General features: G+C 60.9%; 2 protein-coding genes and 1 pseudogene. All 3 read left to right on the top strand.

Features of this window, described 5'->3' with window-relative positions; all coding sequences use genetic code 11:
• Positions 1–190: 190 nt before the first annotated feature.
• Entirely contained in the window at positions 191–994 is an 804-nt protein-coding gene (locus GZ093_RS20780) for a (Fe-S)-binding protein (protein WP_296489634.1), read from the top strand.
• Complete coding sequence (locus tag GZ093_RS20775) at positions 991–1,710, top strand: lactate utilization protein (protein WP_296489632.1); 720 nt, start codon at positions 991–993, stop codon at positions 1,708–1,710. Before GZ093_RS20780 ends, GZ093_RS20775 begins: the two co-directional genes overlap by 4 nt.
• Positions 1,707–2,068 (top strand): annotated as a pseudogene (locus GZ093_RS20770) ((Fe-S)-binding protein); the annotation flags it as partial. The gene GZ093_RS20775 and the pseudogene GZ093_RS20770, both read left to right, overlap by 4 nt.

Below are 2,068 nucleotides of genomic sequence, written 5' to 3'. Positions count from 1 at the left end.
AATCCACGGGTCAGTCACCTCTTTTTGTATTCAAATTCAAGTGCTTACGCTCGTGACCTCGACGTCATGCCGCTTATGTAAGTGCCATTCGGGTAAACCCCTATTTGCCAAGCAAATTTGTTTTTTTACAGTGACATCAACTGGTCATACCAATTTACCAATCAACAAGACTGTTGAGGAGAGAGTCAGCATGGAGCCCAATGCCCAATTTCCGCGCGAGTATCCGGTCAAGCCGCGAGACGTCTATCTATTTGCCACCTGCCTGATCGACCAGTTCACGCCCGAGGCCGGTCTTGACACGGTTCGGCTGCTGGAACGCGAAGGCATCAACGTGCATTACCTGGAGCAACAGACCTGCTGCGGCCAACCGGCGCACAGCAGCGGTTTCCCGGACGAGGCGCGCGCGGTGGCTTTGCAGCAGTTGAATTTGTTTGTGGAGCCCTGGCCGGTGGTGATCCCGTCAGGCTCATGCGGCGGCATGATTCGCAAACACTATCCGCACCTGTTTGCCAACGACCCTGCCTTGCACGCCAAGGCGGTGGATCTGTCCGAGCGCGTTTATGAGCTGAGTGAATTTTTGGTGCATGTGGTCAATTTCAGCCAGCCGGATCTGGGCATACCCTGCACCGTGGCGCTGCATACCTCCTGCCATGCACGGCGCGAAATGGGCTCACATGAAACCAGCGCGGCGCTGCTCGACAGCCTGGCGCAAGTGAATGTGGTCGAGCAGGCGCGGATTGAAGAATGCTGCGGCTTTGGCGGTACATTTGCCATGCGCTACCCCGATATCTCGGAGGCGATTGCGACCGACAAAGTGGCCGCCATCAGAGACACCGGGGCCGAGCGGGTCGTCAGCGCCGACTGCGGCTGCCTGCTGAACATCACCGGACGGGCGGCCAAACAGGATGAACTGGCCGGGCGCACCACACCCACATTGCCAGGTGAGCACTTGGCCAGTTTCTTATGGCGGCGTACCACGCAGGCCACAGCATGAGCGCCGCTGCGAATGCAACCAGCAGCAGCGCGGCGGCGCGCGCGAGCATCCTGGCCCGCCTGCGCGCCACCTCGATGGCAGAAGCACCGCCGCTGCCCGACGTCAAAGCCTGGTTTGATGGGCATCACCGCAACGAAGACGCCGAGCAGCGCGTCGCCCGCCTGCGCGCCGCGCTGGAGGCGGTCAAGACCGAGGTGCATGACGTCAGCGCCACTGATTGGCTTGAGGCGCTGCTGCGCATCGCCTCAGCCAAGGGTCTGCGCAACTTGTTGATTGGCGCCGACACGCCGCATGGCGCGGCGCTGCAGGCGCGCCAGCCTGGGAATTTGAAGCTGATCCCTTACGCCGATGCGATCGACTCGTGGCGCGATGTGCTGTTCGACGACATCGATGCGTCACTGACGCTGGCCAAGAGCGCCATTGCCGAAATCGGCAGTCTGATTCTGTGGCCCGACGCCTCGGAGCCGCGCCTGATGTCCCTGGTGCCCTCGGTGCACTTCGTGTTGCTGGATGTGGGCACCATCCATTCCGATTTTCATTCGGCGATCACAACCGAGGGTTGGAAAGACGGTTTGCCCACCAACGCGCTGCTGGTCTGCGGTCCGTCCAAGACCGCGGACATTCAGCAGACGCTGGCCTATGGTGCGCATGGCCCGCGTGAACTGGTGGTGCTGCTGCGCCACACAGAAGATGCCGACCAAGGAGCAGCAGCATGAGCCAGGTCATCAAAATTCACCCGATGGAAGACTTCAAGGAGCGCAGCCGGGGCGTGCTCAATGACCCGGGCCAGCGCAAGAATTTCCGCGGTGCCATGGACTTCCTGCAGGCCAAGCGCCGTGCCCAGTTTCCGGACCCCGATGAACTGCAAGGCCTGCGTGATCTGGGCTCCGCCATCCGGCGCTACAGCCTGGCGCACCTGCCGCGTCTGCTCGAAGAACTGGAGAAAAATCTCACGGCTAACGGCATCCAGGTGCATTGGGCGCAGACGCCGCTTGAAGCCAACACCATCGCACTCAGCATTGCCAAGCGGGTCAATGCCAAACGCATCATCAAAGGCAAGTCGATGGTGAGCGA

This window comes from Rhodoferax sp. (assembly GCF_010365055.1).
Classification (GTDB): Bacteria; Pseudomonadota; Gammaproteobacteria; order Burkholderiales; family Burkholderiaceae_C; genus Rhodoferax.
The sequence above is the reverse complement of the archived record's forward strand: the minus strand, read 5'-3'. Positions and strand labels throughout refer to the sequence as shown.

What these genes read in the sequence shown, in the direction of transcription:
- GZ093_RS20780 (WP_296489634.1), top strand. Translation starts at nt 191, where the DNA reads ATGGAGCCCAATGCCCAATTTCCGCGCGAGTATCCGGTCAAGCCGCGA.
- GZ093_RS20775 (WP_296489632.1), top strand. Translation starts at nt 991, where the DNA reads ATGAGCGCCGCTGCGAATGCAACCAGCAGCAGCGCGGCGGCGCGCGCG.